This window comes from Flavobacterium jumunjinense (assembly GCF_021650975.2).
Lineage (GTDB): Bacteria > Bacteroidota > Bacteroidia > Flavobacteriales > Flavobacteriaceae > Flavobacterium > Flavobacterium jumunjinense.
Map to the genome: position 1 here is coordinate 2,621,344 of NZ_CP091285.1, position 19,569 is coordinate 2,640,912.

Sequence of the window (19,569 nt, forward strand, 5' to 3'; positions counted from 1 at the left end):
ATAGCATAAATTTTATGAAAACAGAAAAGCCAAAAATGCTTAAATTTAAAGGGAATGAATATCCTTGTTGTGCAAGTTTAACTATGGGGATTATAGGCGGGAAATGGAAAACAGTTATTCTATTTCATTTGATGAATGAAAAATTAAGGTATAACGAATTACGAAAATCTATGCCTACTGTAACTGAACGAACTTTGAGTTTACAACTAAAAGCATTAGAAGAAGATGGATTGATTAAAAGAAAGGTTTATACGTCAAAACCTCCTTTAAAGGTCGAATATTCACTAACAGATTTTGGTAAAACTTTAGTTCCCTTAATTCAGTCTATTGCAGATTGGGGTGATTTAGTCGTTGAGAAATATTCATAGCTTATTGTGCTTTCAGCTTGTTGCCAACTCGTTTATATGCTCAGTTTTTTGCAAATTAATTGAGCATAGCTACCCATTTTTGCATAGATTGGCTCAATTATCGTTGCTTTTTATTTTTTATTGTGGGCAACTCGTTTATATTTATGATAAACGCCATTCTTTATTTTTCAAATTTAAACTTTCCTTCTCAATCGTGCAATGCGTATAAATACGTAGTTTTGCCTGTTTTTTGTACGTATTTATACGTAGAGAAGGTTTATTTCTGTAAAAAAGTATTGTTTGCTTTTATTATGTTTGTAAAAATAAAGAGAAACTAAATAGTAATTTTACGGTTTTTAGTAATGAGGTAAAAAAGTTTTAATTTTTCGTTATTTAGATAGTTTTTTAATCTATAACAAAGCCGTTGAATTTTTGTTGCAACGGCTTTGTTATGGCTTGGTTTCCAAGTTTCCAATTACTTTGGAAACCTTTTTTATGTTCTTGTTTCCAAATAGTTTTAGTTTAATGTATTGATTTTAATATGTTTATGGTTGTGTTTTCCAAAGTTTCCAAAGTTTCCAAAAAATCAACACTTATGGAGCTATGTGAAACTTATATCATAATTTCATCCATGTTGAAAATTTGTATGTCAGTAATTTGTTCAACAATATGAACATAAAGCATCGTTTCTTCAATTTTACTATGACCTAAAAGTTTTTGTAAATGCTCTACACGACCACCACAAATTAAAAAGTTGGTTGCAAAAGTATGTCTTGAAACGTGAAAGGTTAAGTTTTTAGTTATTTTGCAAGCTTTCGCAATATGTTTTAATTCCCTATTAGTATATTCATTTGTGCTACTTATTTTAAAGAAATCATCATATAAAAAATATTTAGCAGTTTCATTCATTCTAATACGTTGAAACTTTCCAGTTTTTTCAGCTGTAAAAACGATAGTGTTTTCGATAAAGTTTTCTGTACTAATGTTTGCTACATCTGTAAACCGTAAACCAGTAAAGCAAGAGAACAGAAAACGAGCTAGAATGTTTTTATGTATGCTCGTTATAAATTTACTGTCCCAGTATTCTTTTAAAACTTTTAATTCATCAGGAGTTAAGAATGTTCGATTCCCTTTAAATGATTTGTTTTTTATCTCAGAAAAGTTAATAGGAGTCGTTATTCCTTTTTTGTTAGCTAAATGAAGGTACTTTTTAAAGCTTTTTATTAAACTTGCTACTGTATTGTCGTTATTCTTTAGTTTTCTTTTACAATGTGCCTTTAAGTCCGTTAAATAGTTTTCATCAATGTCGTAAAAGTAAAGAGGGTTCTTAAAAGCTTTTACTTTATTTAAAACCGTCATTTGTTGTCTATAAGTACCTGATTTCAAAATCTCTTTTTGACGAATCATTTCTTTTTCCCAAAACAGTATAAAATCAACTCTAGCAGTTGGGTTGTTTAATTCTTCAATTAGTAAGTCTAGTGTTAGAATTTTACCCGCAATTCTATAGTTCACTTCAATAGTATTGATGTCGGCTAGTTTCTTTTCTATATAGAGATTGTAATCTTTATAGTTTTTGTTGTTTCTCTTTATTCGTTCGTTCTCAAACTCGTTTTCACGAACTGAAAAGTCGAGTGAAATCTTTTTCACAACTCTTTTAAGAGTGATTTGAATATAAACCTGATATGTGTTGTCTTTTTTCTTGTAGTCCGTTTTCAAACGAATTCTACAATTAAGTTTCCCAGAGCTCATCGTTGGGAAACTTTCAGGGAAACAACCCCCATTATACGCGTGAAGAAATAAATTTGGCATATCTGTAAATAGCTAAAGGCGAACAGCTTACGTGTTAACGTAAGCTGTTCGCCTGTTTGGTAATTGTAAATTTGTGACCTCGACTGGATTCAAACCAGTAACCTCTTGAGCCGTAATCAAGTGCGCTATTCAGTTGCGCCACGAGGCCAATTTCTTTAACAAAGTATAAATAGTGTCCTTTGTTATTGAGGGTGCAAATATAGATATATTTGTGTAAACTGCAAACATAAATTAGGAAAAAAATATAAAAAAAGGACGCTTAAATAGTATCTCTTTGATTTATAGTGTTTTTTAAACTAAAATAGTTTTAAAAAAAATGAATATGCCAATTAAGAATTTATTATACAATATAAATTTGTACGTAATCATTGGATTTTTAAAGCAAAAATGTCAAAGTTCTATTATTATAGTTTTAGACTTTTTGTGAGTTATTCTGAAGGTATATTAATTAGCTTAATAATCAGAAAAAATAAAACGAAAGAAATTCTTTTGCTTTAGTGTATTAATCTAATGACTTAATGGTAATATAATAACGATATGCCAACAGTGCTTTTTGCCATTTTTTAGCTTTAGTAATGTCTAATCGTTGTTTTGTAAAGCTTGGTAATACCAGTTTGTTTAGTTTCGCAATAAATTTATACATCACTTATTTTTTTGACAAATATAGATAAAAAAACATCCCGAAATCTCGAGATGTTTTTTTATGTTATTCTTTTTTCTGCCTTTCAATTTCTTTTTGTTCTTCAGCTTTTTGTCTATACATCTCAGCTTTTTCTTCTAATTGATTTCTCTGTTCTTCCCTTTTCGTTTCTAATGCTAGTTTTCTTTCTTCAATTGCTTCTCTTCTTTCATTTTTTGCTACCTCTCGAGCTCTTTGATCTCTTTCAGAACGTTCTTTAGCTTCATTAATTAATTGTTTTTGTGCTTCTATCCTTGCTAGTCTATCCTTTTCAGCACGCTCTTTAGCTACGTTAATTATTTGCCTTTCATTTTCTTCATCTGTCTTTTTATTAACCATCTTATAGGTAATAACCTTAACTACTTTCATGTCATCATCTATTGTAATATCTTTTATGAAATTAAGATTTTTTTGCTCGAAGAATTGAGCTTTATTAGCAATCTTGTTACCGTCTAATTCAATATCTAAAGCTTTTAATTCTAAAGCTGGAAAACTAGGAATTTTAATTAAACCATTTGTAATGTAGATTTTTTTATCATTATCTAGGGTAATTATTTTCGATTCTGACTTTTTAACTTCATGGCTCACTTCAATAATTTCTTGTGAATTCCATTCGGCAGCATTTTCAACTACATCACCAGTAATATAGGTAATTCTGTTTTTCTCTTCTATTTTGTTGTTTCCATCATTATAAAGCCACCAATCTTTGCTTTTTAAAGTAGTATAGTCGTATTTCTTATTGTTTATAATATATGTTTTGTCTTCTTCAAATTCTAGTTTAATGTTTTTTGGTTCTACGTTTGTTACTGCTGTAGATATGACATGAATTACATCTTTTTTACCTTCGGAAATTGTTGCTTTCCCTTTAAAAAGTAATACACCATTTTTCCCTTTATCTCCATATTTTTGTTGTGCTTCTTTATTAGAATAGTGAATGATTGTTCCGTCAAGCGTAACTTTTTTACCTTTTAGTTCTTCACTAAGATATTCTTTATCGTTAATGATATAGAGTTGATTGATCGGTTCATGCTTTTTAACTTTAAATTCATAAGCTCCATTTCTTCCAACGTCTCCATATTTCTTAATAGCGTCTTTTTTGTTTAGTTTTTTAGAATTAGTTACTTCTACAGTATAATCAAACTTAATATTTGTGCCTGTGCTTTGTTTCACATCGTTAACTACAAAAAGTACAGGAGTTTTATCTAGTTTATTTTGTTCAATTTTCCAACCGTTATAATTAATTGTATTGATTTCATTGTTGATTGTATTGGTACTTGTTGGTGCTTTTTGTGCATTAATTGCATTGGGTCTTATGTAGTTGACGGTTTTCTCGTTATCATTATTTTTATTTGCAATAATTGTAAAGGGATCAATACCTTCATTCTCATCTATTTCAATGACAGAATTATAAGTTTTGTCAGTATTAGCCGTTGCTTTTATACGTATTATTTCATTCTGTTTGTTTCTTTTTATCTTATTGAATTCTAATTGAATATCGTATGACTCTCTTAAAGCGTTGCTTATTTCTTCTAACTCTTTATCGGTTGTTTTTTTGTTTATTGTAAATTCTATTTTAGAAGTGCTTTGTGTTGTAGAATGACTACTAATGGTTTCTTCTGTTTCCTTTACTTGAGCAATGGTTTCATGCTGAAAAAAGAAAATAAAAGCGACTAAGAAAGGAACTACAATGGAATATTTCCATAGTTTTTTTCTGCTGGATTGATTTGTGTTTAACATAACGATTCGTTTTTTGATTAATGATTGATAAAACTGATTGGTGATTGATAATTGATTCTTATTGATGATTGTTTTTAATAACGTTTTTTGATATTGGTATATATTTGTAGTGATTTTTGCAGTTTTTGCATCAGCTATGAATTCTAAATTTTCTAAAATTGCTTTTCTGTACATCCATACGATTGGGTTAATCCAAAAGAAAAGACATAGCATTTTTGTGATTAAAACATCAAAACTATGTTGCTGTTCAATATGAATTTTTTCATGAATAAAAATGTATTCTAATTCTTCTTCGGTGAAATTAGATTTATTAAAAACGAGATAATTGAAAAATGAAAACGGACTTTGATTTTCTTCTGTTTCTATGAATTGTATCTTGTTTTGTATGCTTTTTTTACCCTGATTAACAATTCTAAAGAACGATAATAATTCTAGAATTAGTTTTAATAGAAAGTAGGAGCTAATTAGAAGGTAGGGTATGCTAAAGTACAAGCTCCAATTGAATTTTTCTTCACTAATTTGTTGACTCACTATTGAAGCATTTGTAGGCAATATCACGGAGCTATATTCTAGTATAGGTTGAGGTGCTATCCAAACTATACTTGTAAATAATAGCGTTGGAATAATAAAAGAGCCAGCAATTCCAAGAAGTAAAAACCAACGATTGCTTTGAAAAAAAGTTTCTTTGCGAAGCAGAAAATGATAGGCTAAAAAGAACAGCGTCAATAAAGCGTTAACTTTTAATAAATAGAGAAGAAAATTTTCCATAATTATTTCTTTTTCTCGATAATATCTAAAATTTCTCGAAGTTCGTCAGCCGAAATTTTTTCTTCTTCAGCAAAAAAGGAAACTAAATTTTTGTAGGAACTATTGAAATAATTATCAATAGCATTGTTCATGAATTTTTTTCTATACTCTTCAATAGTAACAATAGGGAAATATTGGTGTGTTTTACCATAGGCAGTATAGCCAACATATTCTTTCTCTTCTAAATTTCTAACAATTGTAGATAAGGTGTTGTAATGTGGTTTTTCTTCGGTAATTTCTTCAAGAATGTCTTTTACGAAAGCTTTTTTTAGCTTCCATAAAATTTGCATAATTTCTTCTTCTTTATTCGTGAGCTTTTGCATAACATTTTTTTTGTTATGACAAACGTATAACTATTTTTATAGTTATACAACTAAATAAATAGTTATTTAACTAGTTTTTAAGTTTTAAACTGTTTTTTTGCTCTTTTTTAACGATTATATAGACCCAAAAACTTAATAAAGCACCAATCAGTCCGAGTGTTCCCATGAATGCCCAATTGAATTGATAACCCGATAATTCGTAGCCAAATATTTGTAAACCTGTTGTTTGGATGTTTTCCATTCCTGTTTTAGCAGAAAAAATATGAGCTAAACTATAACTCATGCTAAAAATAGCCATATATCTGCCTTCGTGACCTTTTGGAGCACGACTCATTGCGAAAGAATTTGCAAATGGAAAAACAAGCATTTCTCCAAATGTCATTATAAACATCATTAACCATAGAATACCTTCCCATTTGTCGAAAAGCAATAAAAACATACAACTTCCCATTATGAATGTACCAATGGATACAATTTTTGCTTTGTTGAATTGTTTTTTTTCTATGTAACTTACTATCGGCATTTCCATGAAGAAAATTAAAACACCATTAAATGTAAGTAATAGCCCAGTTCTAAATTCGGTTAGATTAAATTGCTCTTTGTGATAGAGTGGAAGCGTTGTGAAAAGTTGAAAAAAGAGTATTCCTGTAATTAAACAAGTGGTTAGAAATATCCAAAAAGGAAGATCCTTGAAAACTGAAGAAGTTAAAACTTCTCCTGGATTCACTTTATCTTGATAACTAGATTTTTCTTTCTCTTTTACTAATTTCCAAAAAATAAGAATAGCTAGAACACAAGTAACACCGTCTACCCAGAACAAACCTTTGTAGCCTATATTCATAATAATTAAACCACCAATTGCTGGTCCAGCTGCAAAGCCCAAATTAATGGCTAAACGAACCAATGTGAGTGCTCTTGTTCTATTTTCTGGTTTAGCATAAGCTGCTAATGAAACGAACATTGCTGGACGAAACATATCAGCAACCGACATTATCAAGAAAATAGCAACTACTAAACCTTCAAAAGTAGTAATATGTTGCAAACCAAAGAACATTAATCCACTAGTCAGAAGACTGAAAATCATTATTTTATAGAAGCCAATCTTATCCGATAATTTACCACCTAGCCAAGAACCAGTCATAGAACCACATCCGAAACTAACCATTATCCAACCCACTTGATCATATGTGAAGCCTAAATCTTCTTTTAAGTACTTTGAAAGAAATGGAAGAACCATTGTTCCAGTTCTGTTGATGAAGGTAATTAGGGTTAAAATCCAGATTTCTCTAGAAAACCCTTTGAAGTTATTGATGTAGTTTTGAAAGGCTCTTTTTAACATGATTTCGCTTAAAATTCAAAGGTACGAAATCGAGTTATGGAAACAGGTTTGTAGGGATATAAATATATCTTAAAAAGAGGGAGATTCTTTTATATTGAAGAATTATTTGAAGAAATGTAAATCAAGAAACAGATCGCTAGAAAGAAGTTTTTAGGTAAAACACATACTTACGTTCTTTTAGAATAAAAAATCTTTAAAGCGATTTTACTAAATGATAATTAGATATTAGTTATTCTTATTTCGTTTCTATTTCGATTATTTTTTTTCCGTTTTCTCCTAAATAATGCAACAATAACTTCTCATAAACTTTATAACCATCATCTACATTAGTAAATATAAGAATTCCTTTTTTTGATTTTGGAAAAATGAAAACAATGGTCTGTACTCCTTTGTCTGATCCGCCATGAGAAAGTGCGATTTCTCCATTTCCTAAATCGTAAATTTCAAAACCTAAGCCAAAGTATTTTCCTGTCTTTGTTGCTACTTGATTTGTAGTCATTTCATCAAATACTGATTTAGATAATCCGTCATTGTTCATGACGCTAACTAAAAAAGTACCATAATCTTCAATTGTGGTCAATAGGTCATCAGCAGCACTTACTGTTTTGTTTTTAAAAGTTTCATAGGCAACTCCATCAGGATTGTATCCAATAGCAAATCTACTTTCGTCAGTTTTTTTACTCCAATAAAATTCAGTATCATTCATCTGCAAAGGTTCAAACACTAGTTCTTTTGCGAGCTCATCTAGTGTTTTTTTAAATTTAATTTCTAATGCCTTTTTTAAATATTCAAAACCTTCACCCGAATATTGATATTTTGTACCTGGTGTAAATTTGAAATCTAGTTTTCCTGAATCATTCATATATCTCCAATTCGGAAAACCAGTTTGATGACTTAAAATATATCTAGTAGTGAGTTTTTTTAAATTTGGACTTTTTGAAATATCAGGATCAATCCAGTATTTGTAGAGCGGTTCATCTAAATTCCATTTTCCAAGGCTTATTAGTTTTAATGTAACAATTGCTGTGATAGGTTTTGTTAATGAAGCTACATTGAATAGTGTGTTGTATGGTGCTGAAGTTCCTTTTTTGAGTTCTCCAAAGACTTTAATTTGTTTTAACTTTCCTTTGTCTATTATTCCTAAACCTAATGTTGGTACGTTGCTTTCTAGAAGCCATTTTTCAATAGCTTTATCATCATCAAATAATGAATATTGAGGAATGTTTGCCAATTTTTCTTGATGGTCATAACTTAAAGACCGTGATAACTTCCAAACTTCATTTTCTAATTGCCAAACGTGAGTGAATTTTGCAGAACTAGCGAAAACTTCTTTTCTTGGTGGCATTGTCTCATAGAATTGATGCACTCCAATTTGAATAGCTCCATATAGTTTGTTGTTTTTGTAGAGTGGAAAAACTTTACTGCTTTCGGGTAATAATTCTCTTCTAGATTGATATTCAGTTGGATTTTTACATAAACCATTGCGTAAGTTAAACAAGAATTCTTTTTTATTACTGACGCCATCTTTGTCATGAAAGAACTCAAAAGTATCACTCAAAAGGTTTTCAAATTGATGCATATCGCAAGTGTTAAAACCAACGTTGAAAAGCAAGCTGTCTTGTGAAAGAATAGTTTTGTATAAATTTGAATCAGTACTTACTTGAGTAAAAAGGAGTGAAGATGTAAATAGTAAAAAGAGATGAAATAGTGTTTTCATAATACGGTTTCTTTAATTGTTTTTGTTACTGCAATAGTATGTTTTTTAGCAAACAAAAAGCATAAAATGAACCCGACAATGGCACGACAATGTGCTGACATTTTTTAGAATAGATTGAAATTCAGTCCGATGTATAGTTTTTTGTTTTTGTTGATTTCGATAGCGTTCCGAAGAATAATATAAACATTAATTATAAATAATAGTACCATTGTTAGAGGAAGTACTTGCTTGTTTAATGAAAGCCATTTTCCAATAAAAGCAATTGCCAATGTAATAATAGGGAAAGCAATTGTCCATACAATTTGAACAGATACAATTTGTTTAGTAATGCTGTTAACTTCTTTTTTCCAATGCATAAGTATTAGGGGAGCAATAATGCTTCCTAATGGAATAAAGAGCAGTAGTAATGAAGAAAGATTAATGTATTTTAGGAGTTGATAGTTGTTTTTGGTTTCCTGAATGTTTTTTTGAAGTAATTCTTCTTTACTAATATCTAAGGCTTTACATAGAGCATCTAATGTATGTCCTTTTGGAATAGTGCCTGCTTCAATTCTTTGAATGGTTCTAACTGAAACATTGGCTTTTGTCGCTAATTGTTCTTGTGTTAAATTTAATTTTTCTCTGTAAATAAGAAGTTGAGACATCGCTATTTTTTTAAATATTCTAATGAGCGACTAATTTAAAAACTATTTTTTAATAAGTTCTAAATTAAAATGGTCTCAAACAAATATAAAATTTGAAGGAGACCATTTATTATGTGTTTTACCAAAAATGAGAAAAAAATTATCTTTTCTTTTTTCCTAGTTTTTTTTCTTTTACAACAACTTCACTTTTATTTTGCAAAACATAATTAGCTAACAATTTCTCAATCAATTCATCTTTCGTTAAATGATGAAAAACAGTTTTTATTTGATCTTTTAAAGCAGGAGAAATTTCACTATTAGGTTTCGTTTTGAAAATTTGTTTTGCCCATAGAAAAGCATTGTTGTCTTCAATACTTTGATGATCTGGTTTTTTAAACTCTGTGAAACGAATACCTAATTCATTTTGAAAATCAGCTAATTCGGCTGTTTCTTCTTCTTGTAAAACCGTTAACGATAAACCATTTGCTCCAGCTCTAGCTGTTCTTCCACTTCTATGTACATATGCTTCATAAACATCAGGTAAATGATAGTTTACTACATATGAAATTTCTTTAACGTCGATTCCTCTCGCAGCTAAATCGGTAGCAACTAATATATTGATATGTCCTTCACGAAACTGATCCATAATACGATCACGAATCGGCTGTGTTAAACTTCCGTGTAATGCTCCAGAAGAAAACCGATTAATAGCTAAGTTTTTAGCTAATTTGTTAACGGCAGCTTTTGTTTTACAGAATATAATACCGCGTTCACCTTCTCTTGAATTTAAGAAGTGCATTAAAACGTCTAACTTTTCAATAGGATCAACTACTACATATTGATGATCGATACTGTTGTTTCCAACGGTTTCCATATTAGCACTCACTTGCGTAACGTGCTTAGACATGTAGTTTTGAATTAGTTGCTTAATTGTTCCAGGCATTGTTGCAGAAAACAATAGTGTTCTTCTGCTTTTTGGAAGTTCCGTTATAATTTCGTCTAGTCCTTCTTTTAAAACCGTTACCATTTCATCAGCTTCATCAAGTATTAAATACTTTGCTTGCTTAATGTTGATGGCATTTCGCTTAATTAAATCGATTAAACGACCTGGAGTAGCAATTACAATATGTGTTGGTTTAGATAAACGCTCAATTTGTGGTTTAATAGGAATTCCTCCACAAGTTGCCGTGATAGAAATTTCTGGTAAATATTTAGCAAAAGTTTCCATATTGCTAAAAATTTGATGACCTAGCTCTCTTGTTGGGACTAAAATTACCGCTTGGATATTTTGATTATCCGATTCGATTAATTGAAGTAACGGCAATCCAAAAGCTGCTGTTTTTCCAGTTCCGGTTTTAGCTAAACCTACAAAATCGTCTGTTTGTTTTAATAAAACAGGAATTGTTTTCTCTTGAATTTCTGTTGGAGTATCGATTTTTAAATCGGTTAAACTTTTTAGTATTGGTAGCGCAATTCCTAACTTGGAAAATTGATTTGACATTTTTTTTGGTTTGTTTTTTAAAAGAGCAGGAAATAATGTTGTTCCTATATCTTTGTTTCGGGTTTGAAAGGAGTATATTTTTCTAAATATTCTGGTTTTATAATTAATCCCGAATATTTATGTTCTAATGTAGAATATACTCTAATTTCTGGAGTATGTTCAATTTTGGAATAGGTGGCTTTAAACCTATAAATTAATGTTTTTTTATAAATTCGAGTTTGATCAATTTTTAAAGAGAGCAGTTTCCCATAGTCTTTATTTATTTTTGTACAGGAGAGCTTCATTTCTTCTAGTACTAAATTTCTAACTAAACCTGGTGTCGCAACTTTTGTTGTAATTGGAATATAATTTCCTGTAGCGCAACTATTAAACTGTGAAAAAGCAAATTGCTTAGCATTTTCTATATGAATTGGATCTAATCTTTCAGGTATTACGGTAGTAGTTGAAGAACAACTTAATATAAACAAGACAAGAATAAAAAAACTAAACTTTTTCATATATAACTATCTGTTTCTTTCATCGTAATTTCTGCTTCCAGTAAATTTACTTTTATTGCTTGGTAAACTTGCTTCTTCTGTCTTACTTGATTGTGATATTAATTCGTTTAATCCTTCCATTTCTTTAGCTGTTAATAAACGATATTCTCCAACAGGAACATCAAGCGAGATATTCATGATTCGAGTACGTTTTAAGGCTACTACTTCATAATCAAGGTATTCACACATTCTACGAATTTGACGATTCAATCCTTGTGTTAAAACAATTCGAAAAGTGTTTTTACTTACTTGTTCTACTTTGCATTTTCGAGTAATTGTATCAAGAATCGGAATTCCGTTAGCCATACTTTCAATGAAACGATCAGTAATGGTTTTGTTTACTGTAACGATATATTCTTTTTCGTGGTTGTTTCTTGCTCTCAGAATTTTGTTTACTATATCACCATCATTGGTTAATAATAATAAACCTTCACTGGCTTTATCTAAACGACCAATAGGGAAAACACGTTCTGGGTAATCGAGATAAGAAACTACATTCTCTCTAACATCTAAATTTGTAGTACATTCAATACCTGTAGGTTTGTTGAGTACTAAATAAATTCGATTGTCATTTTTCTCTTGAATAAGTTGTCCGTTGGCTCTTACTTCATCATTCGGTCCTATTTTTGTACCCATTTCTGGAACAACTCCGTTAATTGTAATGCGACCTTGTTCAATTAAACGATCGGCTTCTCTGCGAGAGCAATATCCCGATTCAGATAAAAACTTATTAATACGAACTAATTTTTCTTCTTCCATGGTGCAAAGATAGCTTTTTTTCGTTTTCTGTTAGTTTATTTAATTGGGTTCTAATATTTCTTTATTGTAAACAAACGAAAATCTATGTTTTTATATTTAAATTCATCTTGATTTTTGAATCGTTTATTTTGAATTGAAATGTCTTAAAAATAAAACTAAAAAAAATCCTGAAGATTACTTTCAGGATTTAAAATTTATTTTGTTGGTTAAACTATTATATTTTTGCAAATAATTTATCCATTTCTTCTTTAACTTCTTCAGCAAGAACATTGTCTACTAATATTCTTCCACTGTGCTCATCGGTTAAGATTTTCTTACGACCAGCAATTTCCATTTGTGTTTGTGGTGGAATAGTAAAGAATGATCCAGCAGATGCTCCACGCTCAATAGAAACAACCGCTAAGCCATTTCTAACACTTGTTCTAATTCTAGTGTAAGCCGCTAATAAACGATCTTCAATTTGTCCTTGATATTCTTCTGATTTTCCTAATAAGAAGTTCTCTTCTTTTTCAGTTTCAGACATAATGTCGCTTAATTCTGCTTTTTTGTGCTTTAAGTGTGATTGTTTAGCATCTAATCTTTCTTTAGTTTGCCCTAACACTTCTTTTTTATGCTCAATAGAAGCTTTCATTTCTTTAATGTGCTTTTCAGCCAATTGAATTTCTAATTCTTGAAATTCAACTTCTTTCGTTAAAGAATTAAATTCTCTATTGTTACGAACATTTTTTTGTTGATCTAAATATTTTTTTATGCTTGTTTTGTGCTCATCGATTGCATTTTTCTTTTCCTTGATTTGAACATCGACAGCTTCTAGATCTGATTTTAATTTATCTAAACGAGTGCTTAGACCGGCAACTTCGTCCTCTAAATCTTCAACTTCAAGAGGAAGTTCTCCTCTAACATTACGTATTTCGTCAATTTTTGAGTCAACTAGCTGTAAAGCATATAGTGCTCTTAATTTATCTTCTACGCTAAGTTCTTTTTTGTTTGCCATATTAAAAGTATTGAACAGGATTTGTATTTTCTTCTGATAAAACGACTGCAAAATTAGTGATTTTTTCTTTAAGATAATCAACAATATAATTTTTTGTATATCTTTCGCTTTCAAAATGACCAATATCTGCTAAAAGCAGTTTGTTTTCTGCTTCATAAAACTGATGGTATTTAAGGTCTGCCGTTAAAAAAGCATCGGCACCAGCTTGTAGTGCGTTTTTTATTGCATAACTTCCTGAACCTCCTAAAACCGCTACTTTTTTTATGTTTTTGTTAATGAAAGCACTGTGTCTAATGCCTCCACATTGCATTTTGTTTTTAACAAATGTTAGGAATTCCGTCTCGTTCATTGGTGTTTCAAATTCACCGATCATTCCTAGACCAATATTTTGATGTTTGTTGGTTAAAGCGTAAATTTCATAGGCAACTTCTTCATAAATATGGTTTTTAAAGAGCGATTTTAAAATTTTCGATTCTAAATGCTTCTCAAAAGTAACCTCGATTTTTATTTCGTTGGTTTCTGTAAATTTATGTTTTTCTCCAATTTCTGGATTGCTATATTCATTACCTTTATAGGTGCCAATTCCATTACTGTTAAAACTGCAATCGTCATAGTTTCCAATTCTTCCTGCACCTGCTTCAAATAATGCGTTACGTAAAATTGTTGCGTTTTCTGGAACAGTATAAGTAACGAGTTTTTTAATAAAGTTTTCTTTTGGAATTAAAACTTTTGCGTTTATTAACCCAAGTGCATTGCAAAATATTTTATTAACGCCTTCTTGATGGTTGTCTAGAGCGGTGTGAATTGCATAAATAGCAATATCATTTTTTATTGCTTTTACAATAGCTCTTTCTACATAGTTTTTACCTGTTATTTTCTTTAATCCGCTAAAAAGAATAGGGTGGAAGCAAACAACAAGATTGCATTTTTTAGCTATAGCTTCATCGATAACGCTTTCTAGCGCATCATGGCAAACTAAAACTCCATTAATATCTTCGTTCTGATTTCCAACTAGTAAACCTACATTGTCAAAATCTTCTGCATAGGCTAAAGGAGCTAGTTCTTCAAGTATAGGTAGTATTTCAAAAAGTTTCATTTGTATTCGGTTATTTTTTATTAGCTAAGAGAATTATTCTAAATATTAGTAACAGCTTGTTGTCTGTTATAAAATTCATTAATTTAATTCTTAGCATAACAAAGAAACGAATAAACACTATAGGATAAAAATAAGAACTAAAAAAATACTATTTTCGTGCTATGATTTTTTTAAGAAAAATACTTTTTCCAGTAGCATTTATATATTGGATAGTAACATATTTGCGTAATTTTTTATACGATGTTGGCATTTTTAAAAGTCAATCTTTTGATGTTCCTATCATTGCAGTAGGAAATTTGAGCGTTGGTGGTACAGGAAAAACTCCTCAAATTGAATATTTAATTCGTTTGCTGGGCGATTTTTCTATAGCAACATTAAGCAGAGGTTATAAAAGGGAATCGAAAGGTTTTGTTTTGGCGGATGCTTCTGCAACTGCAAAAACGCTAGGTGATGAGCCTTTTCAGTTTTACTCTAAATTTCCTCACGTTCATGTTGCGGTTGATGCAGATAGAAGAAATGGAATTTCTCAATTGATGCAACATAAACCCGATGTTATTCTGTTAGATGATGCATTTCAACATAGAAAAGTGAAAGCAGGTTTCTATGTACTTTTAACTACTCATGATGAATTGTTTTGTGATGATTATATTCTGCCTTTTGGAAATCTAAGAGAGCCTTCTTTTGGAAAAAAAAGAGCGAATATGATAATTGTCACAAAATGTCCTGCAAATATTACTGAACTTGCACAGGAAAGAATTAGGCAAAAACTAAAGGTAAATGTACCCGTTTATTTTAGTACAATTGAATATGATGATTTTGTTTACACTGATAATAGTAAGGTAAAAGTAAACGATTTAAATGAAGCTAAGTTACTTTTAGCAGGTATTGCAAAGCCAGATTTGTTTTTTAATTATCTTGAAAATGAAGTTGACGAGAAATTGACTTTTCCAGATCATCATGATTTTTCTAGTGATGATATCAATAGAATTAAAGAGGTTGCAAAGCAAAAAAGAATTATTACTACAGAGAAAGATTATGTGCGATTGAAGGGAAGCATTGAAAGTAATCAATTGTATTATTTGCCAATAAAAAGTAAGCTAATTCAAAATAAGGAAGATTTTAATAAAAAGATAATAGATTATGTGGGAAAAGGTAGCAGAAACAGTTAATTATATTAAGAATAAAACGAATTTTGTTCCAGAATATGGTGTGGTCTTAGGATCTGGTTTAGGTGGTTTTGTAGAAGATATTCAAGTTGCGTTTTCGATACCTTACACAGAAATTCCTAATTTCCCTGTTTCTACTGTTCAAGGACATAAAGGAGCTTTATTGTTTGGAACAATTGGAGATAAAAAAGTGATGGCAATGCAAGGCAGATTTCATTATTATGAAGGCTACGACATGAAACAAGTTACTTTTCCAATTCGTGTAATGAAGCAATTGGGGATAGAAAAATTAATAGTTTCTAATGCATCTGGAGGTGTGAATCCTGTATTTCAAGTGGGGGATATTATGATTATTAAGGATCATGTGAATATGATGCCCGAGCATCCTTTAAGAGGTTTTAATGACGAACGATTTGGACCACGATTTGTAAACATGAGTGAACCTTATTCTAAGGATATGATTGCTAAAGCAAAAATGATTGCAAAGACTTTAAATATAGCTGTTCAAGAAGGTGTGTATTTAGGTTTACAAGGACCAACGTTTGAAACACTAGCGGAATATAAAATGGTTAAAAATATTGGAGCAGATTGTGTAGGAATGTCTACAGTTCCAGAAGTAATTGTTGCCAAACACATGAACATGGATTGTTTTGGTATTTCTGTAATTACCGATATGGGTAATGAAGAAAGTATTGAAGAAGTAAATCACGAAGAAGTATTGGAAGCAGCTAAAAAAGCCGAGCCACATGTTCGAAATTTAATCAAAAACTTTATTCTTCATTATTAGAAAGAAAGCTAAATAAGATTTCATAAAACTCTTCAGGAACAAATGGTTTTGTTATTACTTCGTTCATTCCAAAAGACAATAACATTTCTCTGTTTTCATTTAAAGAAATTGCTGTTAAAGCAATAATAGGAGTTTTGGTATCAAATTTCCTAATTTCAGAAGTTGCTTCTGTTCCGTTAATACCAGGAAGATGAACATCCATAAGAACCAAATCATATTTGTTGGTTTTTAAATGTTCAATGGCTTCTTCACCATTATCAATAATAACCGAAGGAATGCCTTTTTGTTCCAGCATTTTTTGGGTAATCATTTGGTTTATCTTATTGTCTTCAACTAATAATATCCTTCTTTTTTTATTAGAAGCATTTTTCTTGTTTAGCGTAATAGGTTCTTTCTTTTCTAAGGGTTCACCAATACCAAAAGTTAGGTCGAATTGTAAGCTTGTGCCTTTGTTTGCATCGCTTTCTAAATGGATGTTACTTCCTAAAATTTCTAATATTTTTTTAACAATAGAAAGTCCTAGACCTGTTCCTCCATAAGTTCGGTTTATTTCAACAGAACCTTGACTAAAACTGTCGAAAATTGTTTCTTGTTTATCTTTTGGAATTCCAATTCCGTTGTCTTTTACTTCAAAAGAAAGAGTTGTATTATTTTCTCTTTCTTCTAGTTTTTTAATTATTAACCAAACATCTCCATTTTTACTAAACTTAATAGCATTGTTAACCAAATTGATTAATACTTGTGACAGTTTTGTAGGATCTCCAATAGTATAAGGGTAGATAGAACTATCTATTAAAAGATGGAAATTAATATTGTTTTCAATAATGAATTCGTTGAAAGAAATTTTGATATTCTCTACTAAGTCTACCAAATCGAAATTGATGTGTTCAACAAGTACTTTGTCCGATTCTAATCGGTTAATTTCTAAAATATCATTAATAAAAGTGAGAAGGTATTTTCCGGAAAATTCTAACGATTTTAAATAGTTTAACTGTGTTGCTTTTGGCTTTTCATTTAAAAGAATATATGCAATTCCGTTAATAGCATTTAAAGGTGTTCGTAACTCATGGCTAACGGTTGCAAGGAACTCTGAACGTGCTTTGTTGGCTCTTTCTGCTCTATCTTTTTCAATGGTTAATTCTTTGTTTTTTTCTTTTAATAGTTTGTTCGTACTAATTCTAATTTTATTGTTTTTGTATAATGACAAACTAAGTAGCGATAAAATTGAAATTAGTGCAATACTAAGTATACTTATTAATTTTGTGAAACGTATCGTTTTCTGTTGACTTTTTTTCTCTTTGTCTAGTTCTTCAATGGTTTTCAATTGTTTATCAAATTGAATTCTGTCGAAAGTGTTTTCAGATAGCGAATTGTTGTAAAAGTTGTCTAAAGAATCGGCAATGTCAACATAACGTTCAAGATAAATTTGAGACTTATCGTATTGATTATCTTTTTTATAGGTATCGCTTAATTGTTTTAATATCTTTTTCTGTAATTGAATGTTTTTAGAATGTTTACTATTTAAAATTAAGGCTTTTTCAAAATAACTAATAGCGCTACTTGGTTCGTGTTTTAAATTTTCAATTTCGCCAATTTGATAATAAGCTTCAATTTTTGTATCTACAAAAGTATTGTTGTTAATAGATTGAATAACAGATTTGAAAATGGCTATAGCATTGTCATATTTTCCTCTGTTTTTCTGAATAATTCCCTTTTGGATATTGATTAATTCAATAGCATCAAGGAAATTTAAAGCAGTATAAATTTCTCCCGATTTTTTAAAATAGATTTCGGCAAGATCAATTTTATTTTTTTCAAGATAACATTTTCCTAAGCTATAATAAGCTAATGCTAAATTGGCACTTGGAACATCTTTTTTATAAAGATTAATACTTCTAATAAAATTTTCAATAGCAGTATCTGGTCTGCCTAAATCATAATAAACACCACCAAGAACTAAATAACAATCGGGCAATTTAGAATGAAGTTTGTTTTTTTTAGCATAATCGATAGCTTTTTCAGTATAAATTATAGCCTTGTTAAAGTAGCGTTTATCTTCTTTGTTGAACGATGCTATTTCAAGATAGAAATCGATACTATCATTAATTTCTGTTGTTAGTTTTAAAAGTGACTGCGAGTGACTTATTGAGCAAAAAAAGAATAAAGCAAATAATAAGCTCCTCATTATTAATAGAAATTAGTTGTTAATTAGTAGTAAACGTTTCTCAAAAATATACATTTTTTTCTAATGTAAAAATTTATTTATAATATCGTTTTAGTCGGTTTCGTTTTTTGTAACAAATAGAATTAAATCGATTATACGAGATGAATATCCAATTTCATTATCATACCAACCAACAACTTTAATCATTTTATCGATTACAGAAGTAAGTTGCGCATCAAACAAGCAAGAATGTCTATTGCCAATAATATCAACAGAAACAATTGGGTCTTCGGTATAGTCTAGAATACCTTTAAGGTTCGTATTAGCAGCTTTTTTGAAAGCTTCGTTAATTTCTTCAATACTCACTTGTCTTTTAACATTGAAAGTAATATCGGTTAATGAACCATCTGGAACAGGAACACGAATTCCACAACCTCCAATTTTACCTTCAAGTTCGGGGAAAATTTTTGATAATGCTTTTGCTGCACCAGTTGTTGTTGGAACAATTGATTGTGATGCACCTCTTGCTCTCCTTAAATCCTTATGTGGTTGATCGTGTAAACTTTGATCTGTGGTATAAGAATGTACAGTAGTAATATAAGCTTGCTCAATTTCGCACAATTCCTGAATGACCTTAAGCATTGGAGCAGCATTGTTTGTTGTGCAACTTGCATTGGATATTATTGTTTCCGAACCATCTAAAATAGATTCGTTAACACCTAAAACAACTGTTTTTATAGCGTCATCTTCTGGAGGAACAGATAGGATTACTTTTTTAGCACCAGCATCAATATGTTGTTGTAAAGTAGTAACTGTTTTAAACTTTCCAGTAGCTTCAATAACAATGTCTATGTTTAATGATTTCCAGTCAAGATTTTTAATCTCTCTTTCATGAAAAAACAAATATTCTTTCTCGTCAATTATAATAGCTTGTTCGTTATAGTTTGTTTTTGCTTGTAGCACACCATGAATACTGTCATATTTAATAAGATGACTCATGGTTTTATTGTCTGCAATGTCGTTTATAGCCACAACTTCTATAGAAGGGTGGTTTAATAATAATCGGAATAAATTTCGGCCAATTCTTCCAAAGCCGTTAATAGCAATCCTTGTCATTTCTATTGAAAAAAATTAGAGTATAAAAGTAAGGAATATATTATATTTGTTAAGTAGTAAAAGCGATTA

Annotated in this window: 16 protein-coding genes and 1 tRNA gene; 3 read left to right on the forward strand and 14 right to left on the reverse strand. The window is 30.1% G+C overall.

The window, feature by feature from the left end:
• Positions 1-14 precede the first annotated feature (14 nt).
• Entirely contained in the window at positions 15-368 is a 354-nt protein-coding gene (locus tag L2Z92_RS11630; RefSeq protein WP_236453248.1) for a winged helix-turn-helix transcriptional regulator, read from the forward strand.
• Positions 369-959: 591 nt separating this feature from the next.
• On the opposite strand, the gene L2Z92_RS11635 is transcribed toward L2Z92_RS11630, so the two are convergent.
• From L2Z92_RS11635 to L2Z92_RS11695, 12 genes are all read right to left on the reverse strand, one after another.
• A complete protein-coding gene (locus L2Z92_RS11635) occupies positions 960-2,156 on the reverse strand; it encodes a site-specific integrase (RefSeq protein WP_236453251.1) in 1,197 nt (398 codons plus the stop codon).
• Between the two features lie 74 nt (positions 2,157-2,230).
• Positions 2,231-2,304: transfer RNA gene (locus L2Z92_RS11640), tRNA-Arg, on the reverse strand.
• Between the two features lie 558 nt (positions 2,305-2,862).
• The gene (locus tag L2Z92_RS11650) at positions 2,863-5,340 is read right to left on the reverse strand and encodes a M56 family metallopeptidase (RefSeq protein WP_236453254.1); all 2,478 of its coding nucleotides are present in this window, start codon (positions 5,338-5,340) and stop codon (positions 2,863-2,865) included.
• A gap of 2 nt (positions 5,341-5,342) precedes the next feature.
• On the reverse strand, positions 5,343-5,702 hold the full coding sequence (locus tag L2Z92_RS11655; RefSeq protein ID WP_236453257.1) for a BlaI/MecI/CopY family transcriptional regulator: 360 nt from the start codon (positions 5,700-5,702) through the stop codon (positions 5,343-5,345).
• A gap of 70 nt (positions 5,703-5,772) precedes the next feature.
• Positions 5,773-7,041 carry an MDR family MFS transporter gene (locus L2Z92_RS11660; protein WP_236453260.1) on the reverse strand — a complete coding sequence of 423 codons (1,269 nt, stop codon included), beginning with the start codon at positions 7,039-7,041 and terminating at the stop codon, positions 5,773-5,775.
• 235 nt (positions 7,042-7,276) lie between these two features.
• A complete protein-coding gene (locus L2Z92_RS11665) occupies positions 7,277-8,758 on the reverse strand; it encodes a class A beta-lactamase-related serine hydrolase (RefSeq protein ID WP_236453263.1) in 1,482 nt (493 codons plus the stop codon).
• A 104-nt stretch (positions 8,759-8,862) separates the two neighbouring features.
• Complete coding sequence (locus tag L2Z92_RS11670) at positions 8,863-9,402, reverse strand: helix-turn-helix domain-containing protein (protein ID WP_236453267.1); 540 nt, start codon at positions 9,400-9,402, stop codon at positions 8,863-8,865.
• Positions 9,403-9,541: 139 nt separating this feature from the next.
• The gene (locus L2Z92_RS11675) at positions 9,542-10,882 is read right to left on the reverse strand and encodes a DEAD/DEAH box helicase (protein ID WP_236453269.1); all 1,341 of its coding nucleotides are present in this window, start codon (positions 10,880-10,882) and stop codon (positions 9,542-9,544) included.
• Between the two features lie 44 nt (positions 10,883-10,926).
• Positions 10,927-11,379, reverse strand: coding sequence for a hypothetical protein (locus L2Z92_RS11680; protein ID WP_236453271.1), 453 nt, complete (start codon positions 11,377-11,379; stop codon positions 10,927-10,929).
• Positions 11,380-11,385: 6 nt separating this feature from the next.
• Positions 11,386-12,177, reverse strand: coding sequence for a 23S rRNA pseudouridine(2604) synthase RluF (gene rluF / locus L2Z92_RS11685; RefSeq protein WP_236453273.1), 792 nt, complete (start codon positions 12,175-12,177; stop codon positions 11,386-11,388).
• Between the two features lie 214 nt (positions 12,178-12,391).
• Positions 12,392-13,171: a zinc ribbon domain-containing protein gene (locus L2Z92_RS11690; RefSeq protein WP_236453275.1), complete on the reverse strand. Its 780-nt coding sequence runs from the start codon at positions 13,169-13,171 to the stop codon at positions 12,392-12,394.
• A 1-nt stretch (position 13,172) separates the two neighbouring features.
• Positions 13,173-14,267, reverse strand: a complete 1,095-nt coding sequence (locus L2Z92_RS11695; RefSeq protein WP_236453277.1) for a Nif3-like dinuclear metal center hexameric protein — start codon at positions 14,265-14,267, stop codon at positions 13,173-13,175.
• A gap of 161 nt (positions 14,268-14,428) precedes the next feature.
• Between L2Z92_RS11695 and lpxK the strand changes: the two genes are divergently transcribed.
• Both lpxK and L2Z92_RS11705 read left to right on the forward strand, forming a co-directional pair.
• Positions 14,429-15,436 (forward strand): tetraacyldisaccharide 4'-kinase, encoded by a 1,008-nt coding sequence (gene lpxK / locus L2Z92_RS11700; RefSeq protein ID WP_236453278.1) that lies wholly within the window; start codon positions 14,429-14,431, stop codon positions 15,434-15,436.
• Positions 15,408-16,220, forward strand: coding sequence for a purine-nucleoside phosphorylase (locus L2Z92_RS11705; RefSeq protein WP_236453280.1), 813 nt, complete (start codon positions 15,408-15,410; stop codon positions 16,218-16,220). The genes lpxK and L2Z92_RS11705 overlap by 29 nt, the downstream gene beginning before the upstream one ends.
• Here L2Z92_RS11705 and L2Z92_RS11710 read toward each other — a convergent pair.
• On the reverse strand, positions 16,204-18,405 hold the full coding sequence (locus L2Z92_RS11710) for a tetratricopeptide repeat-containing hybrid sensor histidine kinase/response regulator (RefSeq protein WP_236453282.1): 2,202 nt from the start codon (positions 18,403-18,405) through the stop codon (positions 16,204-16,206). The genes L2Z92_RS11705 and L2Z92_RS11710 overlap by 17 nt on opposite strands.
• A 90-nt stretch (positions 18,406-18,495) precedes the next feature.
• Positions 18,496-19,500 carry a type I glyceraldehyde-3-phosphate dehydrogenase gene (gene gap / locus L2Z92_RS11715; RefSeq protein WP_236453284.1) on the reverse strand — a complete coding sequence of 335 codons (1,005 nt, stop codon included), beginning with the start codon at positions 19,498-19,500 and terminating at the stop codon, positions 18,496-18,498.
• Positions 19,501-19,569 lie beyond the last annotated feature (69 nt).